Here is a 25,367-nt window from a genome sequence, read left to right as displayed (position 1 = left end):
GGGATCTCCCCAAGTTCGAAATGCATGTGCCGACCGGCACTGGACATGGGCAGTCTATTCAGCAGAATTGATCACCCGGCTGAAGGGCTGCCCTGTGAACCGACCTCTCCCCGCGGTACGGCTACGCGTTCCCACCCACGAGGACGCGATCGCCTGGCACCGGGTCTTCGACGACCCCGAGGTCATGGAGTTCTACGGCGGCAGACCGGCCGCGCTGTCGGTCTACGAGGAACTCACCGCCCGGCAGCGGCGGCACGACGCGGAACTCGGCTTCTGCCTGTGGACCATGCTGGACGAGTCCGGCGAGGTCATCGGCTTCACCGGAGCGCAGCCCTGGCGGCCGGTCTGGGGCCCGGTGGGCGCGACAGAGATCGGCTGGCGGCTCGGCCGCGCGCACTGGGGCAAGGGGTACGTCACCGCGGCCGCGCGCGAGACGCTCGAGCGGGTGCGGGCGGCCGGGGTCAAGGAGGTGGTGGCGATGGTCCGGCCGGGCAACGAGCGGTCGATCGCGGTGACCCGGCGGCTCGGAATGGAACCGGCGGAGACCTATCCGCACCCCACCCTGGACGAGCAGGCCCTCTGCTTCCGGCTCCGCCTCGATCACGAGCCGCGCGCCGACCACGAGCCCCACGCCGATCACGAACCCCGCATCAATCACGCAGAGTAGCTATCTGTCACAGAAAGACACCGGCTCCTTCCGGCCGCGGCTCACGGGAGTTACCCTTCCAGTACCGCTGGGGGTGACATCTGTGCGCATAACACCCAAAACACCCGAAGTGCGCGTGCCGCGGCTGGTCGGACTGATGGCCGTGGACGCGCGCGAAACGGCCCGGGCGCAGGGCCTGTTCCTCAATGCGCCGGACCGCCCGGACTTCCACCTCGCGGTCGTCGACTACGTCGTACGCCAGTACCCGCAGCCGGGCGCCGAGGTGCCCCGGGAGTCCATGGTGTACGTGTGGTTCGACTTCGGTGAGGGAGAGGGCGGCGGAGGCGTGCGCGAGCCACGCATCCCACGGCCGCCCGCCGGTGGCCTCCAACGCGAACTCGGTGAGCCCGGTGACGCCTTCGAGATGATCAACCGCTGAGACCCCGCCTTGAAGCCCCGGTGCAGCGCGACCACGCCGCCGGTGAGGTTGCGCCAGGCCACCTTGGACCAGCCCGCCTTGCGGAGCCGCTCGGCGAGGGCGGGCTGGTCGGGCCAGGCGCGGATGGACTCGGCGAGGTAGACGTACGCGTCCGGGTTCGAGGACACCGCCCGCGCGACCGGCGGCAGCGCCCGCATCAGGTACTCGGTGTAGACGGTCCGGAAGGGCGCCCAGGTCGGATGCGAGAACTCGCAGATCACCACGCGCCCGCCGGGCCGGGTCACCCGGTACATCTCCCGCAGCGCCGCGTCCGTGTCCTGCACGTTGCGCAGCCCGAAGGAGATCGTCACGGCGTCGAAGGTGTCGTCCTTGAACGGCAGCCGCGTCGCGTCGCCGGCCGTGATCGGCAGCCAGGTGTGCTTCTTCTTGCCGACCTGGAGCATCCCGAGCGAGAAGTCGCACGGGACGACGTACGCGCCCGTGCGCGCGAACGGCAGCGAGGAGGTGGCCGTACCGGCGGCCAGGTCGAGGACCTTCTGCGCGGGGCGCGCGTCGACCGCCTTCGCCACCTCCCTGCGCCACACCCGGTCCTGGCCGAGCGACAGCACGTCGTTCGTCAGGTCGTACCGTTCCGCCACGTCGTCGAACATCGAGGCGACTTCGTGCGGCTGCTTGTTCAGGGAAGCGCGGGTCACGCCGCCCATTGTTGCAGCCCGGACTCACGGCAGGAGCCTCGGCTTCCTCCGCGCCGCGACATCCTCCACCCGGCCGCACAACAGGACGAAGACGGCGATCAGGAGCCAGCCGATGCCGAACATGAACCACTGGCTGTCCAGGGGCAGGTATCTCTCGAAGGCGGGCACGCTCCAGAACCGGTCGATCAGCGGGACGGCCGGCACCAGGGCGATCTCGTGCCAGAGGTAGATCGTGACCGCGCGCGTTGAAGACGCTGACCGTGCGGTCCAGCCGCCGGAACCGGGTGAGCCGGGCGAAGTAGACGATCTGCCGGCCCGGCATCCAGTCGTGGACGAGCACGGCCTGCTCCACGAAGAAGCCCCAGAACCAGAAGGGCGGCAGAAGCCTTCTGAACCGGTTCTTCACGACCTTCACCGCCGGGCGCTGAAGGGACTTCGCCATGAGGGGGCCGGCAAGGGCGAACATGACGCCCATGGAGGGGAGGACGAGACCGCACCAGGCCCAGCCGAAGGTGTGGTACGTCACGACCCTGATCAGCGCCAGGGCCCTGAGGGTGTCGAAGTAGCGGTCCCGTCCGGCGGGCTCGGGGCGGGAGGGTCGTACGACGGGAGCGGCCGCGGTTCTGCGGATTCACCCGGCCGTTCGTCATGCAGCACGCCCCAGTGGAACGGCACCGAGGCGATCGGCGACTCGGCCGTGAAGTCCCGGACAGCGCGCCTGAAGAAGGACGGCGCCGACGTCCGTGTCTCCTTCGGCGGAGCCTCCGGCGAGGAGCTCGCCGGAACCTGCGACAGCGCCGCGGACCTGGCCGCCGCCTACGGCAGGGCGCTGGACGCGGCCGGCTCCAGCCGCGCCGACTTCGACGTCGGGGGCGACGGACTGACGGACTGCCGACTTCGACGTCGAGGGCGACGAACTGACCGACTCCGCCTCCGTGGCCCGGCGTTCGCAGGCGATAGCGAGGCTCCAGGGGCAACGGCCGGATCCGAAGGTCTCCTTCACCCTGCCGGTCATGCCCTCGGCCTCGACTCCGACGGCCTCGCGCTGCTGGCGTCCGCGAACCTGTATGGCGTCCAGGTCGCCGCGGTGAACGTGATGACGACGAACTACGGCGAGTCGTACACCGGTGGCATGGGCGACTACGCCGTCACCTCCGCCGAGTCCGCGCACGCCCAGTTGAAGAAGGTGTTCGGGCTGTCCGACGCGGGCACCTGACGGGACACGGCGCTCACCTCGATGATCGGGGTCAACGACGTGGACGGGGAGACCTCCGCCCTCGCCGACGCCGCGCAGGTGCGGAAGTTCGCCGAGGAGAAGAGGAGATGGAGATCGCCTGGGTGTCGATGTGGTCCACCTTCCGCGACCGGCGGTGCGAGGACGGGGCGAGCGGGCAGGACGAGGCGACGACCGACTGCAGCGGGGTCAAGCAGGGCTCGGGGGCGTTCGGGAAGGCGTTCGCGGGCTGAGCCGACGTTCCCCGACCCGGGCCGTCATCAACGGCCGCGGTACACCAGCCGCCCGCCGATCACGGTCGCCACGCAGGTCCCGGCACCACACCGGACCAGTTCGGCGCGGTCCGCGACATCGAACACGGCGAATCGGGCGGGACCGCCCGGCACCAGCTTGGGCAGCAGGATCAGCGGGGTCGGCGACAGCGCCGCCGGGCCCGGCAGGCGGTCCGGGCGTTGTCCCATCGCGAGCCCCGCTCTGCGCACCGCGTCGACCACGGCCCGCGACCGCAGCTCCCCGGCCACCGCCACCGTGCCGTGCGCCAGCATCCGCTGCACCCCGCGCCGTGCGCTCGCGCCGAGGCGGGCTGGGTCGGCGCGGAAGATCTCCCGCGCCCGCTCCCCGCCGATGGGCTCGGTACCGAGGGCATCGGCCTCGCGCGGGTCGGGATGGTACGTGGCCTCCAGCAGCTCCGGACCGTACGGGTTCAGCAGTCCCGGCGTCAGGATGCCGGGCCAACGCCGCACCCGCGCCCGCGGGTCGGCGTCGGCCAGTTCCTGGTACCGGCCGACGGCGGCGACGGACGCCCCTTCGACCAGAACCGCCGTCTCGGGCGACTGTTCGGCAACGTGAAGTGTCAACACGGAACGCCTGGTCGGCTCTAGTTGGGCGCCAGCAGCTTCAGTTCGGGGTGGGCTGTGCCGCCCTCGATCGCCGTGGACGAGATGTGGGACATCACCCGCTCGTCGACGGGGTCGTTCGCCGGGTCGTCGTGGACGACCAGGTGCTCGTAGGTCGTGGCGCGCTGCGCCGGGACCCGCCCCGCCTTCCTGATCAGGTCGATGATCTCCAGGCGGTTGGAGCGGTGCTTGGCACCGGCCGAGGAGACCACGTTCTCCTCGAGCATGATCGAGCCGAGGTCGTCCGCGCCGTAGTGCAGCGACAGCTGGCCGACCTCCTTGCCCGTGGTCAGCCAGGAACCCTGGATGTGCTGGACGTTGTCGAGGAAGACGCGGGCGATCGCGATCATCCGCAGGTACTCGAAGAGGGTGGCCTGGGTGCGGCCCTTCAGATGGTTGTTCTCGGGCTGGTACGTGTACGGGATGAAGGCGCGGAAGCCACCCGTGCGGTCCTGTACGTCACGGATCATCCGCAGGTGCTCGATGCGCTCGGCGTTCGTCTCACCCGTGCCCATGAGCATCGTGGACGTCGACTCCACACCCAGCCGGTGCGCGGTCTCCATGATCTCCAGCCAGCGCTCGCCGCTCTCCTTCAGCGGCGCGATGGCCGTGCGGGGCCGCTCGGGGAGCAGTTCCGCGCCGGCGCCGGCGAAGGAGTCGAGGCCCGCCTCGTGGATCCGGGTGATGGCCTCCTCGACCGACACACCGGAGATACGGGCCATGTGCTCGACCTCGGACGCGCCGAGAGAGTGGATGACGAGCTGCGGGAAGGCGTCCTTGATGGCCTTGAAGTGCTTCTCGTAGTACTCGACGCCGTAGTCCGGGTGGTGGCCGCCCTGGAACATGATCTGGGTGCCGCCCAGCTCGACGGTCTCCGCGCAGCGGCGCAGGATGTCGTCGAGGTCGCGGGTCCAGCCCTTGTCCTTGTCCTTGGGGGCCGCGTAGAAGGCGCAGAACTTGCACGCCGTGACGCACACGTTCGTGTAGTTGATGTTCCGCTCGATGATGTACGTGGCGATGTGTTCGATACCGGCGTACTTGCGACGCCGTACGGCGTCGGCGGCGGCGCCCAGCGCGTGCAGCGGGGCATCCCGGTAGAGGTCGAGCGCCTCCTCGGGCGTGATGCGTCCGCCCGCTGCGGCTCGGTCGAGCACGGACTGGAGGTCGGCCTTCTCGGTCACCGGGCGTCCCTTTCGTCAAGGGGTGTGGACGGACTGACTCAGCCTACGCCAGCGGTTTCACCATGCAGACGTCAGGCCGCGTACGCGCCGATCAGCAGCCCGGCGAAGGCACCGGCCAGCAGGAAGGGCCCGAAGGCGATCGCGGTCTTGCGGCCCGCCCGCCGTACGACGACGAGGGCTCCGCCGTACAGCGCGCCGAACAGGAACCCGGCGAAGGCGCCGAGCAGGACGGTGGACCAGCCGTACCAGCCCAGTACGGCACCCATGCCGACGGCCAGCTTCACATCGCCGAAGCCCATGCCGGCCGGGTTGATGAGGTACAGCGCGTAGTAGCCGGCGCCGAGCGCGAGGGCTCCGTACAGCGCGGTGAGCCAGTGACCGGCGTGCTCGGGCAGCAGTGCGGCGAGGCCCAGCAGGGCGAGGGCGGCCGCGGCGAGGGGCAGGGTCAGCGGGTCGGGCAGCCGCTGCACCCGGAGGTCGACCACGGCCAGCAGCACCCCGACCGGCGCGAGCAGCAGCCAGACCGCCAGCTCGGGGCGGGTGCCGGTGGCGGTGGCGAGGGCGGCGCAGGTCAGGGCGGTGGCGAGGGAAGCCGGGAGGGCGGCGGTGGGGGGTACGCCCGTGCGGCGGGCCTCTCCCCCGCAGGCGCCGCACGCGACCCGGCCGATCCAGCCGCGGATCGGATGGCCGTCAGGGCAGCGGTCCCGCCAGGGTTCACCGGCCGGTACGGCGAAGCGGTAGGCGGCGCGGGGCAGCAGCGCGCCCACGAGCGCGCCCCACAGCGCGGCGACGGCGGCCAGCGCCCCTGTGCTCATTCGGTCCCCCCGCTCCGCGTCCCGCTCGCCGTGCTCATCCGGCCTTCGACAGGCGCGCCACCGGGTTGCCCTCGGCGGAACTGTCCGACGTGAACCTCAGGTCGTCGCCGACCGGGGTCAACTCGACCTGGTGCGGGGTGGGTACGCAGTGGCCGGGGTTGTCCTTTGCGCCGGTCGAGGTCGCAAGGACCTGGGTCTTCGTCACCTTCTTCAGGGTGAGGACGTCGGTGCACACGCCGCCGATCTGGTCGGTCTGCCGGAGCTGTCCCAACTCCTGTCCTACGGCGGCCTGATGGACGGTGAGCCGGAAGGTGCCCTCGGGCAGACTGCCGCCGAGGCCGGTGGCCTGTCCTTCCCAGGTGCCGAGGTAGCGTCCCGGGACGGCGCCGGGCTGGTCACTTCGGCCGGTGGGGCCGCCGGAGGACTCGCTCGGTGCCGGGGAGATCGAGGGGCGGCCGCCGCCCGCGCTCTTACCGCTGCCGTCCTGTTGGGCCCAGGGCTGCAGCAGCACGCCGAGCCCCAGCCCTCCTGCTGCCAGGGCACCGGCGACGGCCAGCACCACCGTGCAGCTCAGCCGGCGCCCCCGGCCGCCCTCGGCCGGCGCGGAGGCCGCCGCCACGCTGACGGAAAGCCGACCCTGTGGCACCGCGTCACGCTGCGCGGGCACGACGGTCGGCGCTCCGGAGGAAGCCCCGGAGGAAGCTCCGGAGGAAGCTCCGGAGGAAGTCCCGTCCACGCTGGTCGGCGCGCCCGGGGAAACCCCGTCAACACCGGTCGCCGGCCCCGAGGAGGCGTTCCGCGGAGTGCCGTGGCTTGGGACGGAGGAGTTCTGGAGGCCGCCGTGGTCTGGGGTCGAGGGGTGCTGTGGGCCGCCGCCGTGGCGTGGATGCGAGGGGTGTTGCGGGTCGCCGAAGGGCCCGGCAGGAACCCCTGGTCCGCCAACCGGCGCAGAAAGGGCCTCTGAATTCATCACCGGCGCAGGCCCGAAGACCCCGGCTCCCGTGAAAGAGTTCGGCTCGGCCGGAGGAGGGGCGGAGGCAGAGGCCGGAGCCCCTCCCCAGATTGGACCGGGGACCGGGGCAGAGGCAGAGCCCTGGACCGGATCCGGACCCGACGCCGAACCCGGACCCTGACCCGGCATCGAACCCGAAACCGCCGCCGACCCCAGTCCCGGCATCGAGCCCGAAGCCGACCCCAGACCCGGCCGCGAGCCCGAAGCCGAGCCCGCCCCCGCTCCCGCTCCCGCCCCCGACCCCGACTCCCGGGTCGAAGACCCCGTCTCCGCCGGGCTGTCGAAGGCCACCGGCCCCGAGTGCGCCGCGTCCCCCGTGTCCAGGTTCAGCAGGCGTACCGCGCTGCGGCTGACCTGTTCCACCAGGGGCCCCGGGAGCCAGCCACCTGTGACCAGGCGGGTGGCTCCCTCGGGAGCGAGCCGGTGGCTCACCTCTGCTGGGGTGGGCCGGGAGGCGGGGTCCTTGGCCAGGCAGGCCGCGGCCGCCTCGCGCAACTCCCCCTCAAGGAAGCCCAGTTCCGGCTCCTCGTGAACCACCTTGTAGAGCAGCGCGGCGGACGAGTCCCCCCGGAACGGCGGCTCGCCGGTCGCCGCGTAGGCCAGCACCGCGCCGAGGGAGAAGACGTCGGCCGCGCCCGTGGCGCCCTTGCCGAGGATCTGTTCGGGTGCCATGTAGCCCGGGGAGCCGATGGACACGCCGGTGGACGTCAGGGACGCCGTGCCGTCCATGGCCCGGGCGATGCCGAAGTCGATCAGCAGCGGTCCGTCCAGGGTCAGCAGGACGTTGGAGGGCTTCACGTCCCGGTGGACCAGGCCCAGGTCGTGTACGGCGGTCAGCGCCTCGGCGAGGCCCGCGCCCAGGGCCCGTACGGTGTGGGCGGGCAGTGGGCCGGTGTCGGTGACGGCCGCGGCGAGGGACGGGCCGGCCGCGTAGGCCGTGGCGACCCAGGGCACCGGGGCGTCCGGGTCCGCGTCCAGGACGGGTGCGGTCCAGGCACCGCCGACCCGGCGGGCGGCCGCCACCTCGCGCCGGAAGCGGGCGCGGAACTCCTCGTCCAGCGCGAAGTGCGGGTGCACGATCTTCACGGCGACGGTACGGCCGCCCGCGCTGCGGCCGAGGTAGACCCGGCCCATGCCACCGGAGCCGAGCCGGCCGAGCAGCCGGTAGGGCCCGACGGTGGCCGGCTCGTCCACGTCCAGCGGCTGCATGACGCGCTCCCCCCAACCCACATCCAGTGGTGAGCAGCCTAGTGACGCCCTCTCACGTCCGCAGCAGGTCCACCTTCACATCCGCCGGGAAGCCGGTCGTCGGGCCGACCCGGCGGGCGAACTCGGCGACGGCCGCCAGTTGGGAGGTGCCGAAGCTGAAGTCGAGGGTGGTGAAGTACTGGGCCAGGGTCGCCTCGTCGAAGGCCTCCCAGCGGGCCGCCTGTTCGGCGACCTTGCCGACCTCTTCCAGGGAGAGGTTGCGGGAGGCGAGGAAGGCCTCGTGGACCTGGCGGGTGATGTCCGGCTCGCGTTCCGCGTAGTCGCGGCGGGCCGCCCAGACCGCGAAGACGAACGGCAGACCGGTCCACTCCTTCCAGAGCGCGCCGAGGTCGTGCACCTCGAGGCCGTAGCGCGGGCCGTCCAGCAGGTTCGCGCGCAGCGCCGCGTCGCCGATCAGGACCGCCGCCTCGGCCTCCTGCATCATCAGGCTGAGGTCGGGCGGGCAGGTGTAGTAGTCGGGCGCCACGTCGTAGCGCTCGGCGAGCAGGAGCTGGGCGAGGCGGACCGAGGTGCGGGAGGTCGAGCCGAGGGCGACCCGGGCGCCGTGCAGGCGGTCGAGCGGGACCTGCGAGACGATCACACAGGACATCACCGGGCCGTCGCAGCCGACGGCGATGTCCGGGAAGGCCACCAGGTCGTCGGCGTTGCGCAGGAACTCGACCAGGGTGACGGGGCCGATGTCGAGATCGCCGCGCACGAGCTGCTCGCTGAGCTTCTCGGGGGTGTCCTTGGTGAGTTCGAAGTCGAGTAGGGTGCCGGTTCTCGCGAGCCCCCAGTACAGGGGCAGGCAGTTCAGGAACTGGATGTGGCCGACGCGCGGCCGGGTGCGAGCATTGTCCACATCGCGAGACTAGACCCCGTGCGGTACGGTGCCGGGACCGACCCCACCGCCGCCGCGCCGTCAAATGGCCCAGCGAGGGTTCAAACATTCGGGTGACGTGATCTTGACCTCTATTGCTTTCGGGCGCCCGCGTGCTAGGCTCGCCGCAAGTTGCAGTTTGGTTTCCCTTGCAGTACAGAGCCTGCGGAGCATGTGACCGCGGGCTCTCGTCGTTTTCAGACGAATGCAGTTGTGCAGCACCGTTTCGCACGTGCAGGTTCTGGAGCAGGGCAACCCTTTGTGAGCCCAAGGAGGGCTTATGGCTACCGGAACCGTGAAGTGGTTCAACGCCGAAAAGGGCTTTGGCTTCATCGCCCAGGAGGGCGGCGGCCCCGACGTCTTCGTTCACTACTCCGCGATCAATGCCTCCGGCTTCCGCTCCCTCGAGGAGAACCAGCAGGTGAGCTTTGACGTGACGCAGGGCCCGAAGGGTCCGCAGGCGGAGAACGTCACCCCCGTCTGATCACTGCCTGATCGCAGAACCTGAGAGAAGTACCCAAGGAGCCCCGCGCCGTTCCGGCGACGGGGCTCCTGCCTTTCCGGCCGCGACGCGTATGAATTCTGGGCGAATTCCCGGCGTTCGCCGCGCGCTGTTACGTGTGCTGCTACGTGTGCTGCATGACGAGGACGAAGGTCGTGCCCGGCTCCAGTGCCTCGTACGAGTGCGGAACGTCACCCCGATAGGTCATGTAATCACCGGGGCCGAGTTCGGTTTCCTCCCCCGCCGGACCCGCCTTCACCCGGCCCGAGCCGACGATCAGATGCTCGACCGTGCCGGGAATGTGCGGCTCCGACGTGCGGGCCGCCCCGGGCTCGGCGCGCAGGCGGTAGAGGTCCCGCCGGGCCCCGGGAGGGCTGGCGGACAGCAGTGTGGCGACGTAGTTCGCCTGCCGCGAGGCGACCTCCGGGCCCTCGCCGGCGCGGATCACCTGGACCTGCGGCGCGGGCGGCTCGACCAGCGCGCTGAACGGCACCCCCAGCGTGACCGCGAGCGCCCAGAGCGTCTCCACGTTCGGATTGCCGCTCGCCGCCTCCAGCTGGGAGAGCGTGGACTTCGCGATTCCGGCCCGTTTGGCCAGCTCGGACAGGGACAGGCCGGTGCGGGCACGCTCGCGCTTGAGCGATGCGGCGATCCACTCCAGCGGGAGCCGGGCGGGGGTCCGGGGAGGCGGCTCGGCCATGTCGTTCGCTCCATCGGTACGATCGTTCGGCTTGACGGACGGGCGTCTCACGTTCCAGTGTAGGAAACATGCGTTCGGTACAGCGAACATTCGATGACATGTCCCTGGTTCGTGACAGCTCGCTCGTCTGGCTCGCCAGCGGCATCGTCGGCGTCTCCTTCGGCGCCGTCTCGGTTGCCGGCGGGCTGCCGGTGTGGGTGCCCGTGGTGATGTCCCTGGTGGTGTACGCCGGCTCGGCCCAGTTCAGCGCGGTGGGGGTGCTGCTCGCCGGGGGCGGGCCGGTCGCCGCCGCGGCGACGGGGCTGCTGCTCAACACCCGCACGGCCGCGTTCGGTCTGGCGGTGGCGGACATCATCGGCACCGGCCGTGCGAGCCGTCTGCTCGGCGCGCACCTGGTCACCGACGAGACGGTGGCCTTCGCCCTCGCACAGTCCGATCCGGTACGGCAGCGGAGGGCGTTCTGGATCTCCGGGCTCGGTCTGTTCGCCGTGTGGAACACCGGGGTGCTGGCGGGCGCGCTCGCCGGGGGCGCGCTGGGGGACACGGCCCGGTACGGCCTCGACGCCGCGTTTCCCGCCGTGCTGGTGGCACTGGTGCTGCCCCAGCTGCGGGCGGACGCGACGGTACGGCGGTGTGCCCTGCTCGGCGCGGTCATCGCGCTCGCGGTGACGCCCGCCGTACCCGCCGGGGTGCCGGTGCTGCTCGCGCTGGTGGGGCTCTTCCTGCACCGCCGCCAGCCCGTGGAGGCCGCCGTATGAACGCCTCAGTCGTCGTGATCCTCGCGCTGGCCCTGGGCACCTACGCCTTCCGGCTGGTGGGGCCGCTACTGCACGGGCGGGTCGAAATACCGGCCCGGGCACAGGAGCTGGCCTCGGCCGGGGCGGTGGTGCTGCTCGTCGCCCTGCTGGCCACCGGTGCGCTGACGGAGTCCGGCGGCTTCGCGGGCTGGGCCCGCCCCGCCGGAGTCCTGGTCGGTGGCGTCCTGGCGTGGCGCCGGGCGCCGTTCCCGGTCGTGGTCGTGGCCGCGGCGGCGACGACCGCGCTGCTGCGGCTGGCGGGGGTGGGCTAGGCCGGGCTATGCCGCCTTCCGCCAGATCGTCAGGTCTCCCTGCAGGAAGGCGATGTCCGGCACCGCGGTGGACTTGACCTGGATCACGTACAGTCCGATGTCGCCCTCGGTGTCCTTCATGCAGAACTCGGTGCCGGCCGCCGCCCCGGCCAGCGTCCAGCTGTGCTTCTTGTCGCTCCTGAGCATGAGCCGGCAGTCGTCGAGGGTGACGCCGTGCGCGCCCCACATCTGCATGAACACGGCGCTGTCGCTCGTCAGTTCACACCCGGTCGACCGGCAGTCGAAGCGGATGTCACCCTTGCGGTCCTCCCGCGCGGGCCACTTGCTCCGGAGGCTCAACGAGCTCTTCGCGTTCAGCTGCACCTGGGCGAACCCCTCCGGACTCGGGTCCCGGGGCGACGCCGACGCGGACGCCCCGTCCCCGGACGCGCCACCGTCACCGTCACCGGCCCCGGCCGTCGAGGAGTCCGGCGCCTCCGAGGAGGAGCCCGGCGCGGACGCCGACGACCGTGCGGCCGGTCCCGTGGCGGACGTCCTGGAGCCCGCCGTGTCCCGGCCATCGGTCCTGTCCTTCGCGTCCATGAGCGACCACGCCAGGGCCGTGACCAGCAGCGCGCTTCCCGCCACACCGGCGGCCGTGATCAGCACGGCGCGCCGCCTGCGGGTCCTCCGCCGCTCCGCCGTCGGCTGCGGCCACCCGGCCGTGGGCTGCGGGTACCCGATCAGCGGCTGCGGGGAGACCGGGGTGGGGTCGGGCACCGGCGCCGGGACGACGGCCTCCGGCCCGGTGATCTCCCGCCACACGGCCGGTCCTCCGCCCGCATCGGCGTCCGCCCCGAGCCGCTGCCGGCACCACTCCACGACCTCCGCCGCAGTCGCCCGCTCGGCGGGATCGGCGGCGAGGCAGCGGGCGAAGAGCGGACGCAGAGGCTCGGGCAGCAGGGACAGGTCGGGTGCGGAGTGCACGATGCGATACAGCATGTTGACGCCCGAGCCGTCGCCGTAGAGCGGCCTGCCCAGCGCCGCGAACGCCGCCGTCTGACCGAGCGCGAAGATATCGGTCGCCGCCGTGACCTCGTCCCCGGACGCCTGCTCCGGGGCCATGAACGCGGGCGTGCCGATGGTGTTTCCGGTCGCCGTGTACGACGTCCCGTCGGCGGCCAGCGCGATCCCGAAGTCGATCACCCGTGGCCCGTCGGCGGCCAGCAGCACGTTCGACGGTTTCAGATCCCGGTGCACGATGCCCTCGGCATGGATGGCCTGCAGCGCCTCCGCCACCCCCGCCATCAGCGTCAGCACCGCCGGCACCGGCAGCGGTCCGCGCCGCGCGACGGCCTCCGTCAGCGACGGCCCCGGCACGTAGAGCGTGGCCAGCCAGGGCGGTACGCCGTCCGCGTCGGCGTCGATCAGCTCGGCGGTGTACGCGCCCCGGACCCGCCGGGCCGCCCTGACCTCCCGCGCGAACCGCCGCCGGAAGTCCGGATCATCGGCCAGCTCCGGCCGCACGACCTTGATCGCCACCGGTCGGCCGCCGGGCGTGTGCGACAGGTAGACCCGACCCATTCCCCCCGCGCCCAGCCGCGCGGCGAGCCGGTAACCGGCCACCACCGGCGGATCGTCCACCTGCAGTGGCCGGAAAACGTCTGTCGCCTGGTCCATCGACTCTCTTCCCCCCGTTCCGATCACTTGACCGAACGACAGCAGCCTAAAGGGCCTGTCGGTGCGGGCCGGTACGGTCCCCTCCCATGACCGACAGGACCGACTTCCTCACCGCCACCCGCACCTTCTACGACGCCGTCGCCGAGGACTACGCCGACCACTTCCAAAACCAGCTCGTCGACCGGCCGCTGGAGCGGGCGCTGCTCGCCGCGTTCGCCGAACTGGTCGGCCCCGCCGGACCCGTGGCCGACCTCGGCTGCGGACCCGGCGTGGTCACCGCCCATCTCGCGAGCCTGGATCTGACGGTCTTCGGGCTCGACCTCTCCGAGTCGATGCTCACCATCGCCCGCCGCGGGCATCCCGCCCTGCGGTTCGAGCAGGGGTCGATGCTGGAGTTGCCCTGTGCCGACGATTCGCTCGCCGGGGTCGTCTCCTGGTACTCCAGCATCCACACACCTGTGGACGAACTGCCCGCGCTCTTCGCCGAGTTCCACCGCGTGCTCGCTCCCGGTGGCCGTCTCCTCCTCGCCTTCCAGTCAGGCGACGAGCCGCGGCGCCTGGATCAGCCGTGGGGGTATCCGGTGACGCTGGACTTCGAGCGACGCCGCCCCGAGTTCATGGCGAAGCTGCTGACCGACGGCGGTTTCGCCCTCCACTCCAGCACTGTTCGCGAACAGGACGCCGCACTGGCGGAGTCAGCGCCGCAGGCGATCCTTCTCGCCCAGAAGAAGGGCTGACCGGGCGGCGGGGGCGACGGTGAGGTGGGCGGCGGCGGGCTGCTTCGAGTCGCGGATGTGGATGGCGGCGGGGTGTACGGCCACTTCGAGGCAGTGGCCGCCTTCGCCGCTGCTGTAGCTCGACTTGCGCCAGGCGCACGCAAGTTCGGGGCGCTGCCCGCCCTCGCCGTCGGTATGGCTCGACTTGAACCAGGTCAAGACCGTCTGGGCCGAACTCCCGCTCAGCCCGACGCAGCGCCCGCAGCGGCCCCGCCCCGGAACTCCGCGACCGTGTGTGCGAAGGCCCGTGCCGGAGGGCTGAGGGAGTCCCAGCGGCGGACGGCCCAGCCGACGGGCAGGGGGCGCAGGCCGGGCAGCGGGATCAGTCGCAGTGTGCCTGCTCCCGGGATCGGCAGCCCCGGTACGGCGGGGACGACCGCCCGGCCCACCCCCAGCTCGGCCAGCAGCAGTGCCGTGTCCCAGTCGGCGACGCTCGTGTCGTAGGTGAAGCGGACGCCCAGCTCGGCGCAGGCCGCGTCCAGGTGGACGGCGGAGGTGGAGTTCGGGGGCAGCCGGATCAGACGGATCCCCGTCAGGTCGGCCGCGTCGAGGCGGGGCCGGCCGGCGAGGGGGTCGTCCGCGCCGACGGCGAGCACCCAGGGCAGTTCGGCGACCGTCCGCTGCTCGATGCCCCGGACCGGGGAGCCGACGGTGATCCAGGCCAGGTCGAGGGTGCCGTCGGCCAGGGCGTCGAAGGTGCCGCGCCCCGAACTGACCGTGCGGAACTCCAGGTTGACCTCGGGGTGCCGACGGCGGAAGACGACCACCGCCTGGGACATGAAGTGCCGCACGGTGGTGGCACCGGTGGCGACGCGGACGTGCCCGCTGTGGCCGTCGACCAGGTCGCGCAGTTGCCGTACGGCGAGGTCGAGCCCCGAGATTCCCTCGGCCGCGGCGGCCTCCAGTATGCGCCCGGCCTGCGTGGGGACCACGCCTCGCGGTTGCCGTTCCAGCAGCGCGACCCCTGTCTCCCGCTCCAGCCGCCGCACGTGCTGGCTGACGGCGGACTGGGTGCAGCCGAGGTCCCTGGCGACGGAACTGAGGCTGCCGGCGCGGCACACGGCCACGAACACGCGGAGGTCGTCGAGGGTCATAACTCCCAAGTTAACGCTTGGGGTTGGCAAGGAAACCCAAGGATTGACTGGAATCAGGGGCCGTACGAGGATCGATACCGGGCCACGGCCGACCCAGGCGGCAACCCGCTTCGCGCGCGAGGAGCGGGTGCCGACCTTCAGGGGCCGGTGGCCGGGCCGTACAGGCCCTCCACCTCGCTCGCGAAGTCGGTCATGATCTGCTCGCGGCGCAGCTTCATCGACGGGGTCAGGTGACCGGCCTCCTCGGTGAAGTCCCCGGGCAGTACGGCGAACCGGCGGATGGACTCCGGGCGGGAGACCAGCTTGTTGGCCTCGTCCATTGCGCGCTGCAGGACGGCCTCCAGCTCCGGGTCGCCGACGAGGAGTTCCGGGGGCACCGGGTGCTTGCCGATCATCTGCCGCCAGTGGGTGACGCCGTCGACGTCGAGGGTGATCAGCGCGGCCACGTACGGGCGGGCGTCGCCGACCAGCATCACCTGGGAGATCAGCGGGTGCTGGCGCAGCCAGTTCTCCAGCGGGGCCGGGGCCACCGACTTGCCGCCCGCCGTGATCAGCAGTTCCTTCTTGCGGCCGGTGATGGTGAGGTAGCCCTCGTCGTCCAGTTCGCCGATGTCGCCGGTGGACAGCCAGCCGTCCCGGGTCGCGGGCACGACTCCCCCGGCCTGGGGGTCCCAGTAGCCGCGCAGGACGTGGTCGCCGGAGACGAGGATCTCGCCGTCGGCGGCGATGCGGACGCGGGTGCCGGGCAGCGGCCAGCCGACCGTGCCCAGGCGGGGTTTGAGGGGTGGGGTGACGGTGGTGGCGGCGGTGGTCTCGGTCAGGCCGTAGCCCTCGAAGATCTCGATGCCGGCGCCGGCGTAGAAGGCGGCCAGGCGCCGGCCGAGCGGGGAGCCGCCGCAGATGGCGTACCGGACGCGACCGCCCATGGCGGCCCGGATCTTGCGGTAGACCAGCGGGTCGTGGAAGGCGCGGGCCGTCTTCAGGGAGCGGCTCGGGCCGCCGCCGGTGCCGGTCTGCCGGGACTCCAGCGCCTCGCCGTAGCGGACGGCGACCGCCGCGGCCCGGTCGAAGGCGGCGACCCGGCCGCCCGACTCGGCCTTCGCGCGTGCCGAGTTGTACACCTTCTCCAGCATGTACGGGATGGTCAGCAGGCAGGTCGGCCGGAAGGCGGCGAGGCCCGGCAGCAGGTCCTCGGCCGCGAGGCTCGGCGCGTGACCGAGGCGGACGCGGGCCCGGACGCAGGCGATGGCCACCATGCGGCCGAAGACATGGGACATCGGCAGGAAGAGGAGGACGGACGGCTCCTCGTCCTGGCCTTTGAAGACCGGGTAGAGCAGCTCGATGGCGTTGTCGACCTCGGCGAAGAAGTTGCCGTGGGAGAGGGCGCAGCCCTTGGGGCGGCCGGTGGTGCCCGAGGTGTAGATGAGGGTGGCGAGGGTGTCGGGGCCCAGCATGCCGCGCCGTACGGCCACTTCGCCGTCCGGCACCTGCACGCCGGCCTCGGCGAGCCGGGTCACGTGGTCCTTGTCCATCACCCACAGATGACGCAGGTCGGGCAGGTGCTGGAGTTCGGGGCCGAGGGCGGAGGCCTGGGCGGTGGTCTCGGTGATCAGGGCGACCGCGCCGGAGTCGTGCAGGATCCACCGGGTCTGGAAGACGGAGGAGGTCGGGTAGATCGGCACGGTGACCAGGCCGGCGGCCCAGGCGGCGAAGTCGAGGAGCGTCCACTCGTACGTCGTACGGGCCATGACGGCGAGTCGGTCGCCCGGCACCAGGCCCTCGGCGATCAGCCCCTTGGCCACGGCGAGGACCTGCTCGGCGAAGTGCGCGGCCGTCACGTCCGCCCAGCGGCCGTCGGGCAGCGGGCGGCTGAGCACGGTGTGGGCGGGGGCGGTCTCGGCGTTGTCGAACGGCAGGTCCGCGAGCGAGCCGTGTTTCACCGGGGGCGCGAACGGCGGTACGGACACCTCGCGTACGGCGCCGTCCAGGCGCTGGACCCAGGGCTCCACGAGGACCGGGCGGCCGTCGTAGTCGGTGGCTGAGACGGGAGTGCCGGAGGAGGCGGGGGCGTTCGGGAAGGGGGTGGACACGGGCGGCTCCTCTGGCGGGCGTGCACCTGCGGTGGTCCCTCATAGATACGGAGAAAGGGGTTACCGCTGGTTAGGCAGGTGATCGTACGGGTCCGCTGTGAGGGGATCGTGCGGGTTCGGGGAGGGTCCGGGGCCGGGGGTGTGCAGCCTCGGGGGTTGTGTGACGGAGGCTCATGTTCGCCCGTGGCCCTCGGGTTGGGACCGTACCGTAGACTTACCAGCAGTAACCTTACTCCAGAGTAAGCACGTGAGGGATGGGCATGGTGGGTGAGTTGCTGCATCTCACGGGCGGCGTGTTGCGCTCCCCCTTCAAAAGGCCCTCTCCCGAGGCGGACTTCCCGCGAGAGCGGCTGGTGCTGCCCGGGGTGCGGGTCGACCAGAACCGGCTGGCCGCCTACGAGCGGGTGTGCGGCTTTCCCACCGGCGACAGCCCCCTCCCGGTCACCTATCCGCACGTCCTCGGCTTTCCGGCGGCCATGCGGCTGATGAGCGACGGGGCGTTCCCGCTGCCGCTGCTGGGCCTCGTCCACACCTCGATCGAGATCACCCGGCACACCTCCCTTCCGGCGACCGGGGAGTACGAACTCGCCGTGCACATCGCGGGACTGGCCCCGCACCGGCGCGGCACGGAGGCCACGGTGGTCACCGCGATGCGGGCCGGCGGGGAGGTCGTGTGGGAGTCGCGCAGCACCTACCTCGCCCGGCAGCGCACCGACCGGCCCGCCGAACCCCGGAAGGAACAGCCGGCCCCGCTGCCCGTCGTCGCCGAGTGGCGGCTCGCCGGGGACGTGGGCCGGCGGTACGGCGCCGCCTCCGGCGACCGCAACCCCATCCACCTGTACCCGCTCACCGCCCGCCTCTTCGGCTTCCCGCGGGCCGTCGCCCACGGCATGTGGACGGTGGCCCGCTGCCTGGCCGCCCACGGCACGGGCGGCTCCGTCGTGGTGCGGGCGGAGTTCCGGGCGCCGGTGCTGTTGCCGGGGACGGTGGCCTACGGGGCGGATGGGTCCGGGCGGTTTGAGTTGCGGGGTGCGGGGGGTCGGGTTCACCTGCTCGGAGAGGTACGGGCACTTTCAGGCTGAGCACCGTTGAGGGGGTCTCGCCATTGCCGGGTGCGGGTGTGTGGTGGATTGCTCGCGCAGTTCCCCACGCCCCTAGGCATCTCCAGCAGGCGGGGTCCAAGAGTGGCCGGACATCAAGTTGCCCAAACCCGACCAGGCGAAGTTCATCAAGGTCGTCGCCGCCTGCCGGGCGGTGACTCCCGGCGTGGTGTTGGCCCACGCGGCCAGCGACTCCGCCGCGCCCACCAGTGCCTCCGCCAGCCCCGCGACCTCGTGTTCGGGAAGGCCGGGGTCCCGGTGGGCCTCTCGGGCCGCGACCGCCACCAGGCGGGTCACGAAGGCGACGATCTCGCGGCGCATCGCGGCGACCTCGGTCGCGAAGGGGTCACCGTGGGTGCGGGCCTGCAGGTGCAGCACGGACCAGGCGTCGGGATGCTCGGCGGTGTGCGCGAAGAACGCCTTCAGGCCGTCCCACAGCTGGCGGTCGGCGGGCAGGTCCGTGTGCACCCCGGCGCGGACGGCCTCCGTCAGGGCGGTGGCCTCGCGCCGGATGCAGGCGGTGAAGAGGTCTTCCTTGGAGTTCAGGTACAGGTAGACCAGGGGCTTGGAGACGCCGGCGAGCTCGGCTATCTCGTCCATGGAGGCGGCCATGTAGCCGCGTTGCCCGAAAATGCGTACGGCGGCGTCGAGCATCTGCTGCTCCCGCACCGCACGCGGCATTCGCTTGGTCTTCGCCCCACCCATGAGGGCAAGACTAGTTGGACGCGGCTGCCCCGCCCTGCGTCCTCGCGACGTCGTCGGCGCCGTCCTCCTGGCTGCGGTTGGCCTCCAGGTTGGCCTTCATCCGGTCGACCCTGGTCACGATCCGCACCGAGGCCCGGTCCCGCTCCTTGCGCAGCGCCACCCAGCTGATCGGCGCCGACAGGATCAGGGCGAGCAGCAGCACCCACAGGCCGTTGGAGCTGCCGAAGCCTCGCGGGAAGATCCCGGAGTAGACGGCTCCCCAGACGACCACGAGGCAGCCGGCGAAGACGCCGAGGCGCATCAGTGTGTAGCGGAGCATCTCAATCCAGTCGTCCGATTCCAAAAGGGGTCATCGTCCAGTGAAGCACGGACGGGAGGGGATCTTGCAGCGGGGTCAGTGGAGGGGGTGCAGCATGATGATGTCGTCGCGGTCGTCGCCGGGCGCCACCCGGATGGCGCCGGGTATGCGGCCGACCTCCTTGTATCCGCAGGAGCCGTAGAACCGCTCCAGGCCGAGACCGCCCCGGCACGTCAGCCGGATCGCGTCGACGCCGTCGAAGGTGCGGGCCGCGTCCGCGGCGGCCGCCAGCAGGTCACGGCCGTACCCCTTGCCCTGGTGGCTCGGGTGGACCATCACCGTGTACAGCCACACCCAGTGCGTCTGGAGCCGGTGGGTGTTGAAGGCGAAGAACGCGGTCGCGGCCGGCTCGCCGGTCTCGTCGCAGCCGACGAGCAGCCGGTGCCGGCCCTCGGCCATGCCCACGAAGTGTTTCACCAGTTCCGGCCGGACGTCCTCCCGGCTCACCGGCGGCACGAAGCCCACGGCGCCGCCCGCGTTGGATACGTCCGTCCACAGGCCGAGAATGCCGTCGCGCAGGGCCGGGGTGATGGCGGGATCCAAGGTGAAAGTAAGTGGCATAGGGCCACTGTATCTATTACCCGAGGGCGCGTGCAGCCACTTTCAGATCGGCGACGAGCCCCTGGTACGCGGCCTTCCTGTCCTCGTCGTCCGGTGCCCGCAGCACCGAGGACGGGTGCACGGTCGGCACCAGCCGCTCGGGGCGCCCGTGGATCTCCCGCTCCAGCACGGTCCCGCGCACCTCGCCCACCCGGAACGACGAACCCAGCAGCGCCTTCCCGGCCGTCGCGCCCAGCACCACGATCAGCTCGGGCTCGACCAGCGCCAGCTCCGCCGCGAGCCAGGGTCCGCAGGCGGTCATCTCCCTCAGGCTCGGCGCCTTGTGGATACGGCGCTTGCGGGGTTCGGCCTGCGTGAACTTGAAGTGCTTGACGGCGTTGGTCACATAGGCGTCGCCGGGATCGATACCGGCTTCCGCGAGCGCCTTGTCCAGCATCCGGCCGGCGGGCCCGACGAAGGGTTTGCCCTGCCGGTCCTCCTGATCACCGGGCTGCTCACCGACGAGCATCACGCGCGCGTGCGCGTTACCGGCGCCGAACACCGTCTGCGTGGCGTTCTCGTGCAGGGGGCAACCCCGGCAGCCGGCCGCAGCCTTGCGCAGGGCGGTGAGACCGGCGCCCTCCGGCACGAAGGGCTCCGCCGTGTAGGCGTCCTCGGGGGCTCTGGTCGGCATGGGGGCCGAGTACCCGCCGCGGGGCGCCCGGACCCACGTCGTCTGCGAGTGGTGGTGGGTTGCCCGCGCCCACGCGGCGGAGCCGCACACCGATACAGCCCCGCGCCCCTTGGGTCGGGACGCCGGGACCCCGCTGAAAAGTCACACCCGCATCGGCTGGGGGGACTCCCTGCGCGCCGGGTCCGGGCCGTCGTACTCCCGGATGATCTCGTACCGCGTGTTCCGCTCCACCGGGCGGAAGCCCGCGTCGCGGATGAGTTCCAGCAGGTCCTCGCGGGTCAGCTTGTTCGGCGTGCCGAAGTTGTCCGCGTCGTGGGTGATCTTGTACTCGACGACCGAGCCGTCCATGTCGTCCGCGCCGTGCTGGAGGGCGAGCTGGGCGGTCTGCACGCCGTGCATCACCCAGAAGACCTTCACGTGCGGGACGTTGTCGAACAGCAGGCGGGAGACCGCGAAGGTCTTCAGGGCCTCCGCGCCGGTCGCCATCTGGGTGCGGGCCTGAAGGCGGTTACGGATCTTGCCGTCCTTCATGTCCACGAAGTCGTGCTGGTAGCGCAGCGGGATGAAGACCTGGAAGCCGTTCGTCTCGTCCTGCAGCTCGCGCAGGCGCAGGACGTGGTCGACGCGGTGGCGGGGCTCCTCGATGTGGCCGTAGAGCATGGTGCACGGGGTCTTCAGACCCTTCTCGTGCGCCAGGCGGTGGATGCGGGACCAGTCCTCCCAGTGGGTGCGGTGGTCCACGATGTGCTGCCGGACCTCCCAGTCGAAGATCTCCGCGCCGCCGCCGGTGAGCGACTCCAGGCCCGCGTCGATCAGCTCGTCCAGGATCTCCGAGGCGGACAGACCGCTGATCGTCTCGAAGTGGTGGATCTCCGTCGCCGTGAAGGCCTTCAGGGAGACGTTCGGCAGGGCCGCCTTCAGCTCGCGCAGGGAGCGCGGGTAGTAGCGCCACGGCAGGTTCGGGTGCAGCCCGTTGACGATGTGCAGCTCGGTGAGGTTGTCCGACTCCATCGCCTTGGCGAGCTTCACGGCCTCCTCGATGCGCATCGTGTACGCGTCCTTCTCTCCCGGCTTGCGCTGGAAGGAGCAGTAGGCGCAGGAGGCCGTGCACACGTTGGTCATGTTGAGGTGCCGGTTGACGTTGAAGTGCACAACGTCGCCGTTCTTGCGGGTGCGCACCTCGTGGGCGAGGCCACCGAGCCAGGCCAGGTCGTCCGACTCGTACAGCGCGATGCCGTCCTCGCGGGTCAGCCGCTCACCGGAGCGGACCTTCTCCTCCAGCTCGCGCTTGAGCCCGACGTCCATGCCACACGCCCTTTCTACGACAGCTCGCCCCACGGTATCCCTAGACCTCTTCGGGCAGTTCCCCGACCCGGTTCTCCCACTTGGTGGAGAGCACGATGGTGGTACGGGTCCGGGAGACGCCCTTGGTGCCGGACAACCGGCGGATGATCTTCTCCAGGCCGTCCACGTCCGTCGCCCGCACCTTGAGCATGTAGGAGTCGTCGCCGGCGATGAACCAGCAGTCCTCGATCTCCGACAGGTCCCGCAGCCGCTGGGCGACGTCCTCGTGGTCGGCGGCGTCGGAGAGCGAGATGCCGATCAGCGCGATGACGCCGAGGCCGAGGGAGGCCGCGTCCACCGTGGCGCGGTAGCCGGTGATGACACCGGCCGCCTCGAGACGGTTGATGCGGTCGGTGACGCTGGGGCCCGACAGGCCGACGAGGCGCCCCAGCTCCGCGTACGAGGCCCGGCCGTTCTCCCTCAGGGCCTGGATGAGCTGCCTGTCCACCGCGTCCATGCGATCGAAGCCTTCCGCTGAAGAGGTCTGAAGAGGTCTAGGAGATCTGAAGGGGTCTGAAGAGGTCTGAAGAGGTCTGAAGAAGTTCCGGAAGTGCTGAGAGGTACTGCTCGTGCGCTACTGGTCCGTGCCGCCGCCCAGTTCGCCCTTCCAGCGCCGGTACAGGCCGTGCCCGACGCCCGCCGCGTCCAGCACCCGCCCGGCGACGAAGTCCACCAGGTCCTGGATGTGGGTGGCGCCCGCGTAGAAGGCGGGCGAGGCCGGTACGACGCTCGCTCCGGCATCGTCCAGCGCCACGAGGTGCCTCAGGGTCTGGCCGTTCAGCGGGGTCTCGCGTACGGCCACGACCAGGGGGCGGCGCTCCTTGAGGGTGACGCTCGCCGCCCGCTGCAGCAGATCCTTGGACAGGCCCAGCGCGACGCCCGCGACACAGGCCGTGGAGGCGGGCACGATCAGCATCCCCTTCGCCGGGTACGACCCCGAGGACGGCCCGGCCGCGAGGTCGCCCGCGCTCCAGTACCGCACCCCGCTGATGTCCACGTCGAAGGTCCCGGGCTTGCCGTCGGCCCCCCGGGCCAGCCATTCCCGCAGGTCGTCCTGCCAGTGGGCGTCCCGGAAGGAGATGCCCGTCTCGTCCAGCAGGGTCAGCCGCGAGGCCCGGCTGACCACCAGGTCGACGGCCTCCCCCGCCCCCAGCAGCGCGCGCAGCACGGCCGCCGCATACGGCGTCCCGGACGCACCGGAAACCCCCACGATCCAAGGCACGCGCTGCGATTCTCCTGCGTTCACACTTTGAGCGTACCGGCGGACCGGACCGTCAGACGGTCAGCCCCCGCACCAGCAGGTCGAGCAGCGCGCACACGAACAGGGCGATGCCGATGAATCCGTTGACGCTGAAGAAGGCCCTGTTCAGGCGGGAGAGGTCGTGCGGCCGGACGATCGAGTGCTCGTAGAGGAACGCACCCGCGACGATCAGCAGGCCGAACCAGAAGAAAGCACCCGCGCCGGTGACGACGCCGTACCAGACGAACAGTGCCGTGGTGATCGTGTGGCAGGCACGCGCGCCCCAGATCGCGGCCGGGATGCCGAAGCGGGCCGGTACGGACATGACGCCGATCTCGCGGTCGGTCTCGACGTCCTGGCAGGCGTAGATCAGGTCGAAGCCGCCGATCCAGATGCCGACGGCCAGGCCGAGGACGGCCGCGTCCCAGTTCCAGGTCCCGGAGACGGCCAGCCAGCCGCCCACCGGACCCATCGCCTGGGCGAGGCCCAGGATCGCCTGCGGGAAGTTGGTGAACCGTTTGCCGTAGGGGTAGACCACCATGGGGATCACCGCCACCGGCGCCAGGGCCAGGCACAGCGGGTTCAGCAGGGCCGCCGCAACGAGGAAGATCACCAGGGCGATCAGGGCGCCGGTCCACGCGTGGCGGACCGACATGGCCCCGGTGACGAGCTCGCGGTGGGCCGTACGGGGGTTCCGGGCGTCGATCTCGCGGTCGATGATCCGGTTGACCGCCATCGCGAACGTGCGCAGGCCGACCATGCAGATGGTGACCAGCAGCAGCCGGCCCCAGTGGATGTTCCTGTCCCACTCGTACATCGCCGTGAGCGAGGCGATGTACGCGAAGGGCAGCGCGAAGACCGAGTGCTCGATCATCACCAGGCGCAGAAAGGCCTTCGTGCGTCCCGGCTGGGGGATCGCGGCGGAAGCGCTGCTCACAGGCCGTACTCCTTCCAGCGGCGGTCCACCAGGGCCGCCGTAGCGGGGTCCGACAGGACCATGTCCGGCCAGCCCCCGTCGCGGGTGTAGCCCTCCTCGGGCCACTTCTTCGTCGCGTCGATCCCTGCCTTGCCGCCCCAGAACTGCTGGTAGGAGGCGTGGTCGAGATGGTCGACGGGGCCTTCGACGACCGTGAGGTCACGGGCGTAGTCGGTGTTGCCGAGGGCCCGCCAGGCGACCTCGTGCAGATCGTGCACGTCGCAGTCGGCGTCCACGACCACGATCAACTTGGTCAGGGACATCATGTGCGCCCCCCAGATCGCGTGCATCACCTTCTGCGCGTGCTTTGGGTACTTCTTGTCGATCGAGACGATCGCGCAGTTGTGGAAGCCGCCGGCCTCGGGCAGGTGGTAGTCCACGATGTCCGGGACGATGATCTTCAGCAAGGGGAGGAAGAAGCGCTCCGTCGCCCTGCCCAGCGGCCCGTCCTCCGTCGGCGGGCGGCCGACCACGATCGACTGCAGCAGCGGCCGCTTCCGCATCGTCACGCAGTCGATCTTCAGCGCGGGGAACGGCTCCTGCGGGGTGTAGAAACCGGTGTGGTCGCCGAAGGGGCCCTCGGGCAGCATCTCGCCCGGCTCCAGCCAGCCCTCCAGGACGACCTCGGCGTTCGCCGGCACCTGGAGCGGGACGGTCTTGCAGTCGACCATCTCGATCCGCCTGCCCGCGATGAACCCGGCGAACAGGTACTCGTCGATGTCGCCGGGGAGCGGGGCGGTGGAGGCGTAGGTGACGGCCGGGGGGCAGCCGAAGGCGATGGCGACGGGCAGCCGCTCGCCCCTTCGGGCGGCCACCTGGTAGTGGTTGCGGCTGTCCTTGTGGATCTGCCAGTGCATGCCGATAGTGCGCCGGTCGTGCCGCTGCAGGCGGTACAGCCCGAGGTTGCGGATGCCGCTCTCCGGGTCCTTGGTGTGCGTGAGCCCCAGGTTGAAGAAGGAGCCGCCGTCCTTGGGCCAGGTGAACAGCGCCGGGAGCCGGTCGAGGTCCACCTCGTCACCGTGCAGGACGACCTCCTGCACCGGGGCCTCCTTGACCTTCCTCGGCGGCACGTGGGTCATCGCACCGAGCTTGCCGAAGGCCTCGCGCACGCCCACGAAGCCGTGCGGCAGCTCGGGCCGCAGCAGGCCGCCGATCTTCTCGGAGATCTCGCCGTACGACTTCAGGCCCAGCGCCTTCAGCAGGCGGCGGTCGGTGCCGAAGACGTTCATGGCCAGCGGCATCGCCGAGCCCTTCACGTTCTCGAAGAGCAGGGCGGGTCCGCCGGACTTCTGCACCCGGTCGACGATCTCCCCGACTTCCAGATACGGGTCGACCTCGGCCTTGATGCGCTTGAGGTCGCCCTCGCGCTCCAGCGCCCGCAGCAGGGAGCGAAGATCGTCGTAAGCCATGTGTCCCAGTATCTGCCACCCGTTACTCTGGCCCGGTCACCGGGGCCGTCTCACTTCGTCGGGGG

General features: G+C 71.2%; 27 protein-coding genes and 3 pseudogenes. 8 read left to right on the top strand and 22 right to left on the bottom strand.

Annotated elements, in window-relative coordinates; genetic code table 11:
• Nucleotides 1-94 precede the first annotated feature (94 nt).
• Together ACWGJ5_RS31465 and ACWGJ5_RS31460 are read left to right on the top strand one after the other, a co-directional pair.
• Nucleotides 95-667 (top strand): GNAT family N-acetyltransferase, encoded by a 573-nt coding sequence (locus ACWGJ5_RS31465; protein ID WP_453313021.1) that lies wholly within the window; start codon nucleotides 95-97, stop codon nucleotides 665-667.
• Between the two features lie 109 nt (nucleotides 668-776).
• Nucleotides 777-1,085 (top strand): PASTA domain-containing protein, encoded by a 309-nt coding sequence (locus ACWGJ5_RS31460; RefSeq protein ID WP_228625056.1) that lies wholly within the window; start codon nucleotides 777-779, stop codon nucleotides 1,083-1,085.
• Nucleotides 1,086-1,090: 5 nt separating this feature from the next.
• Here the strand turns inward: ACWGJ5_RS31460 and ACWGJ5_RS31455 are convergent.
• The 3 genes and pseudogenes from ACWGJ5_RS31455 to ACWGJ5_RS31445 form a co-directional block, all read right to left on the bottom strand.
• A pseudogene (locus ACWGJ5_RS31455) lies at nucleotides 1,091-1,780 on the bottom strand (demethylmenaquinone methyltransferase); the annotation flags it as partial.
• A gap of 24 nt (nucleotides 1,781-1,804) precedes the next feature.
• A complete protein-coding gene (locus tag ACWGJ5_RS31450; RefSeq protein ID WP_453313020.1) occupies nucleotides 1,805-1,984 on the bottom strand; it encodes a hypothetical protein in 180 nt (59 codons plus the stop codon).
• A gap of 205 nt (nucleotides 1,985-2,189) precedes the next feature.
• Nucleotides 2,190-2,306: pseudogene (locus tag ACWGJ5_RS31445) on the bottom strand (acyltransferase family protein); the annotation flags it as partial.
• Here ACWGJ5_RS31445 and ACWGJ5_RS31440 point away from each other — a divergent pair.
• Nucleotides 2,295-3,247 (top strand): annotated as a pseudogene (locus ACWGJ5_RS31440) (chitinase). The pseudogenes ACWGJ5_RS31445 and ACWGJ5_RS31440 overlap by 12 nt on opposite strands.
• Nucleotides 3,248-3,274: 27 nt before the next feature.
• Here the strand turns inward: ACWGJ5_RS31440 and ACWGJ5_RS31435 are convergent.
• The 5 genes from ACWGJ5_RS31435 to ACWGJ5_RS31415 form a co-directional block, all read right to left on the bottom strand.
• A complete protein-coding gene (locus ACWGJ5_RS31435) occupies nucleotides 3,275-3,874 on the bottom strand; it encodes a hypothetical protein (protein WP_453313019.1) in 600 nt (199 codons plus the stop codon).
• 17 nt (nucleotides 3,875-3,891) lie between these two features.
• A complete protein-coding gene (gene mqnC, locus ACWGJ5_RS31430) occupies nucleotides 3,892-5,091 on the bottom strand; it encodes a cyclic dehypoxanthinyl futalosine synthase (protein ID WP_453313018.1) in 1,200 nt (399 codons plus the stop codon).
• Nucleotides 5,092-5,162: 71 nt separating this feature from the next.
• A complete protein-coding gene (locus tag ACWGJ5_RS31425; protein WP_453313017.1) occupies nucleotides 5,163-5,906 on the bottom strand; it encodes a prepilin peptidase in 744 nt (247 codons plus the stop codon).
• Nucleotides 5,907-5,940: 34 nt separating this feature from the next.
• Nucleotides 5,941-8,127, bottom strand: a complete 2,187-nt coding sequence (locus tag ACWGJ5_RS31420; protein ID WP_453313016.1) for a serine/threonine-protein kinase — start codon at nucleotides 8,125-8,127, stop codon at nucleotides 5,941-5,943.
• Between the two features lie 52 nt (nucleotides 8,128-8,179).
• Complete coding sequence (locus ACWGJ5_RS31415) at nucleotides 8,180-9,028, bottom strand: menaquinone biosynthetic enzyme MqnA/MqnD family protein (protein ID WP_228624962.1); 849 nt, start codon at nucleotides 9,026-9,028, stop codon at nucleotides 8,180-8,182.
• 298 nt (nucleotides 9,029-9,326) lie between these two features.
• On the opposite strand from ACWGJ5_RS31415, the gene ACWGJ5_RS31410 reads away from it, so the two are divergent.
• Nucleotides 9,327-9,530 (top strand): cold-shock protein, encoded by a 204-nt coding sequence (locus ACWGJ5_RS31410; protein WP_003992177.1) that lies wholly within the window; start codon nucleotides 9,327-9,329, stop codon nucleotides 9,528-9,530.
• A 142-nt stretch (nucleotides 9,531-9,672) separates the two neighbouring features.
• Here ACWGJ5_RS31410 and ACWGJ5_RS31405 read toward each other — a convergent pair whose 3' ends face one another.
• A complete protein-coding gene (locus ACWGJ5_RS31405; RefSeq protein ID WP_453313015.1) occupies nucleotides 9,673-10,248 on the bottom strand; it encodes a helix-turn-helix domain-containing protein in 576 nt (191 codons plus the stop codon).
• Nucleotides 10,249-10,316: 68 nt separating this feature from the next.
• On the opposite strand from ACWGJ5_RS31405, the gene ACWGJ5_RS31400 reads away from it, so the two are divergent.
• Both ACWGJ5_RS31400 and ACWGJ5_RS31395 read left to right on the top strand, forming a co-directional pair.
• Nucleotides 10,317-11,006, top strand: coding sequence for an AzlC family ABC transporter permease (locus tag ACWGJ5_RS31400; RefSeq protein ID WP_453313014.1), 690 nt, complete (start codon nucleotides 10,317-10,319; stop codon nucleotides 11,004-11,006).
• Entirely contained in the window at nucleotides 11,003-11,317 is a 315-nt protein-coding gene (locus ACWGJ5_RS31395) for an AzlD domain-containing protein (RefSeq protein WP_453313013.1), read from the top strand. The genes ACWGJ5_RS31400 and ACWGJ5_RS31395 overlap by 4 nt, the downstream gene beginning before the upstream one ends.
• Before the next feature lie 6 nt (nucleotides 11,318-11,323).
• On the opposite strand, the gene ACWGJ5_RS31390 is transcribed toward ACWGJ5_RS31395, so the two are convergent.
• Entirely contained in the window at nucleotides 11,324-12,976 is a 1,653-nt protein-coding gene (locus tag ACWGJ5_RS31390; protein WP_453313012.1) for a serine/threonine-protein kinase, read from the bottom strand.
• Between the two features lie 86 nt (nucleotides 12,977-13,062).
• On the opposite strand from ACWGJ5_RS31390, the gene ACWGJ5_RS31385 reads away from it, so the two are divergent.
• Entirely contained in the window at nucleotides 13,063-13,713 is a 651-nt protein-coding gene (locus tag ACWGJ5_RS31385; protein WP_453313011.1) for a class I SAM-dependent methyltransferase, read from the top strand.
• Here the strand turns inward: ACWGJ5_RS31385 and ACWGJ5_RS31380 are convergent.
• The 3 genes from ACWGJ5_RS31380 to ACWGJ5_RS31370 all read right to left on the bottom strand — a co-directional run bounded on the left by ACWGJ5_RS31380 (nucleotide 13,672) and on the right by ACWGJ5_RS31370 (nucleotide 16,936).
• Nucleotides 13,672-13,911, bottom strand: a complete 240-nt coding sequence (locus ACWGJ5_RS31380) for a DUF397 domain-containing protein (RefSeq protein ID WP_453313010.1) — start codon at nucleotides 13,909-13,911, stop codon at nucleotides 13,672-13,674. The two genes, ACWGJ5_RS31385 and ACWGJ5_RS31380, sit on opposite strands and share 42 nt — an antisense overlap.
• Nucleotides 13,912-13,934: 23 nt before the next feature.
• Entirely contained in the window at nucleotides 13,935-14,846 is a 912-nt protein-coding gene (locus ACWGJ5_RS31375) for a LysR family transcriptional regulator (protein ID WP_453313009.1), read from the bottom strand.
• Nucleotides 14,847-14,983: 137 nt separating this feature from the next.
• A complete protein-coding gene (locus ACWGJ5_RS31370) occupies nucleotides 14,984-16,936 on the bottom strand; it encodes an AMP-dependent synthetase/ligase (protein ID WP_453313008.1) in 1,953 nt (650 codons plus the stop codon).
• 260 nt (nucleotides 16,937-17,196) lie between these two features.
• Here ACWGJ5_RS31370 and ACWGJ5_RS31365 point away from each other — a divergent pair, with 260 nt between their 5' ends.
• On the top strand, nucleotides 17,197-18,018 hold the full coding sequence (locus ACWGJ5_RS31365) for a MaoC/PaaZ C-terminal domain-containing protein (protein ID WP_453313007.1): 822 nt from the start codon (nucleotides 17,197-17,199) through the stop codon (nucleotides 18,016-18,018).
• A gap of 72 nt (nucleotides 18,019-18,090) precedes the next feature.
• On the opposite strand, the gene ACWGJ5_RS31360 is transcribed toward ACWGJ5_RS31365, so the two are convergent.
• The 9 genes from ACWGJ5_RS31360 to ACWGJ5_RS31320 form a co-directional block, all read right to left on the bottom strand.
• Nucleotides 18,091-18,741 carry a TetR/AcrR family transcriptional regulator gene (locus ACWGJ5_RS31360; protein WP_453313006.1) on the bottom strand — a complete coding sequence of 217 codons (651 nt, stop codon included), beginning with the start codon at nucleotides 18,739-18,741 and terminating at the stop codon, nucleotides 18,091-18,093.
• A 10-nt stretch (nucleotides 18,742-18,751) separates the two neighbouring features.
• Nucleotides 18,752-19,060: a DUF4229 domain-containing protein gene (locus ACWGJ5_RS31355; RefSeq protein ID WP_453313005.1), complete on the bottom strand. Its 309-nt coding sequence runs from the start codon at nucleotides 19,058-19,060 to the stop codon at nucleotides 18,752-18,754.
• Nucleotides 19,061-19,135: 75 nt separating this feature from the next.
• A complete protein-coding gene (locus ACWGJ5_RS31350) occupies nucleotides 19,136-19,660 on the bottom strand; it encodes an N-acetyltransferase family protein (protein ID WP_453313004.1) in 525 nt (174 codons plus the stop codon).
• A 16-nt stretch (nucleotides 19,661-19,676) separates the two neighbouring features.
• The gene (locus tag ACWGJ5_RS31345) at nucleotides 19,677-20,333 is read right to left on the bottom strand and encodes a UdgX family uracil-DNA binding protein (RefSeq protein WP_453313003.1); all 657 of its coding nucleotides are present in this window, start codon (nucleotides 20,331-20,333) and stop codon (nucleotides 19,677-19,679) included.
• Between the two features lie 141 nt (nucleotides 20,334-20,474).
• Nucleotides 20,475-21,638: an aminofutalosine synthase MqnE gene (mqnE, locus tag ACWGJ5_RS31340; RefSeq protein ID WP_453313002.1), complete on the bottom strand. Its 1,164-nt coding sequence runs from the start codon at nucleotides 21,636-21,638 to the stop codon at nucleotides 20,475-20,477.
• Nucleotides 21,639-21,678: 40 nt separating this feature from the next.
• On the bottom strand, nucleotides 21,679-22,134 hold the full coding sequence (locus tag ACWGJ5_RS31335) for an Lrp/AsnC family transcriptional regulator (protein ID WP_453313001.1): 456 nt from the start codon (nucleotides 22,132-22,134) through the stop codon (nucleotides 21,679-21,681).
• A 117-nt stretch (nucleotides 22,135-22,251) separates the two neighbouring features.
• Nucleotides 22,252-22,899 (bottom strand): UbiX family flavin prenyltransferase, encoded by a 648-nt coding sequence (locus tag ACWGJ5_RS31330; RefSeq protein WP_385316272.1) that lies wholly within the window; start codon nucleotides 22,897-22,899, stop codon nucleotides 22,252-22,254.
• Between the two features lie 52 nt (nucleotides 22,900-22,951).
• Complete coding sequence (mqnP, locus tag ACWGJ5_RS31325) at nucleotides 22,952-23,854, bottom strand: menaquinone biosynthesis prenyltransferase MqnP (RefSeq protein WP_453313000.1); 903 nt, start codon at nucleotides 23,852-23,854, stop codon at nucleotides 22,952-22,954.
• On the bottom strand, nucleotides 23,851-25,302 hold the full coding sequence (locus ACWGJ5_RS31320; RefSeq protein ID WP_453312999.1) for a menaquinone biosynthesis decarboxylase: 1,452 nt from the start codon (nucleotides 25,300-25,302) through the stop codon (nucleotides 23,851-23,853). Before ACWGJ5_RS31320 ends, mqnP begins: the two co-directional genes overlap by 4 nt.
• Between the last annotated feature and the right edge of the window lie 65 nt (nucleotides 25,303-25,367).

This window comes from Streptomyces sp. NPDC054783 (assembly GCF_053611725.1).
The sequence above is the reverse complement of the archived record's forward strand: the minus strand, read 5'-3'. Positions and strand labels throughout refer to the sequence as shown.

What these genes read in the sequence shown, in the direction of transcription:
- ACWGJ5_RS31385 (WP_453313011.1), top strand. Translation starts at nt 13,063, where the DNA reads ATGACCGACAGGACCGACTTCCTCACCGCCACCCGCACCTTCTACGAC.
- ACWGJ5_RS31410 (WP_003992177.1), top strand. Translation starts at nt 9,327, where the DNA reads ATGGCTACCGGAACCGTGAAGTGGTTCAACGCCGAAAAGGGCTTTGGC.
- ACWGJ5_RS31425 (WP_453313017.1), bottom strand. Translation starts at nt 5,906, where the DNA reads ATGAGCACAGGGGCGCTGGCCGCCGTCGCCGCGCTGTGGGGCGCGCTC.
- ACWGJ5_RS31390 (WP_453313012.1), bottom strand. Translation starts at nt 12,976, where the DNA reads ATGGACCAGGCGACAGACGTTTTCCGGCCACTGCAGGTGGACGATCCG.
- ACWGJ5_RS31360 (WP_453313006.1), bottom strand. Translation starts at nt 18,741, where the DNA reads ATGGGTGGGGCGAAGACCAAGCGAATGCCGCGTGCGGTGCGGGAGCAG.
- ACWGJ5_RS31375 (WP_453313009.1), bottom strand. Translation starts at nt 14,846, where the DNA reads ATGACCCTCGACGACCTCCGCGTGTTCGTGGCCGTGTGCCGCGCCGGC.
- ACWGJ5_RS31320 (WP_453312999.1), bottom strand. Translation starts at nt 25,302, where the DNA reads ATGGCTTACGACGATCTTCGCTCCCTGCTGCGGGCGCTGGAGCGCGAG.
- mqnE (WP_453313002.1), bottom strand. Translation starts at nt 21,638, where the DNA reads ATGGACGTCGGGCTCAAGCGCGAGCTGGAGGAGAAGGTCCGCTCCGGT.
- ACWGJ5_RS31405 (WP_453313015.1), bottom strand. Translation starts at nt 10,248, where the DNA reads ATGGCCGAGCCGCCTCCCCGGACCCCCGCCCGGCTCCCGCTGGAGTGG.
- ACWGJ5_RS31355 (WP_453313005.1), bottom strand. Translation starts at nt 19,060, where the DNA reads ATGCTCCGCTACACACTGATGCGCCTCGGCGTCTTCGCCGGCTGCCTC.
- ACWGJ5_RS31400 (WP_453313014.1), top strand. Translation starts at nt 10,317, where the DNA reads ATGCGTTCGGTACAGCGAACATTCGATGACATGTCCCTGGTTCGTGAC.
- ACWGJ5_RS31395 (WP_453313013.1), top strand. Translation starts at nt 11,003, where the DNA reads ATGAACGCCTCAGTCGTCGTGATCCTCGCGCTGGCCCTGGGCACCTAC.
- ACWGJ5_RS31345 (WP_453313003.1), bottom strand. Translation starts at nt 20,333, where the DNA reads ATGCCGACCAGAGCCCCCGAGGACGCCTACACGGCGGAGCCCTTCGTG.
- ACWGJ5_RS31365 (WP_453313007.1), top strand. Translation starts at nt 17,197, where the DNA reads ATGGTGGGTGAGTTGCTGCATCTCACGGGCGGCGTGTTGCGCTCCCCC.
- ACWGJ5_RS31335 (WP_453313001.1), bottom strand. Translation starts at nt 22,134, where the DNA reads ATGGACGCGGTGGACAGGCAGCTCATCCAGGCCCTGAGGGAGAACGGC.
- ACWGJ5_RS31420 (WP_453313016.1), bottom strand. Translation starts at nt 8,127, where the DNA reads ATGCAGCCGCTGGACGTGGACGAGCCGGCCACCGTCGGGCCCTACCGG.
- ACWGJ5_RS31350 (WP_453313004.1), bottom strand. Translation starts at nt 19,660, where the DNA reads ATGCCACTTACTTTCACCTTGGATCCCGCCATCACCCCGGCCCTGCGC.